Annotated in this window: 1 pseudogene; it reads right to left on the bottom strand. The window is 46.2% G+C overall.

Annotated elements, in window-relative coordinates:
• Positions 1 to 301, bottom strand: a pseudogene (locus tag WA352_RS21805) (hypothetical protein); the annotation flags it as partial.

Below are 301 nucleotides of genomic sequence, written 5' to 3'. Positions count from 1 at the left end.
TTCAATCGCAAGCTTGCCTTGATCCACCTTCGTGGTGATATTGCTGTCTGCGCCAACCACATCCACCGTTTGTCCCAGTTTCTTCTGAACTGAATTACCATCTGCCGCAGTTAAACCAAAGCCACTGTCGGTTAAGCCTGTCTGGATTTGTTTTAATTGTTCTTCTGTTGCTGCACGACCTTGAGTCGCAAAGTCCGCACTACTGATATCTTTATTGCTTAGACCTTCAAGCGTGCCTTTACCTGCATCTAAAGTCAGCGTATTCGCTGTGTTCTTAACAACCACCTTACCTGCTTCGAGT

The sequence above is a fragment of the Acinetobacter sp. 102 genome, assembly GCF_037028485.1.
Classification (GTDB): Bacteria; Pseudomonadota; Gammaproteobacteria; order Pseudomonadales; family Moraxellaceae; genus Acinetobacter; species Acinetobacter higginsii.
Note: the sequence above shows the minus strand (reverse complement) of the source record. Positions and strands in the feature narration are given on the sequence as shown.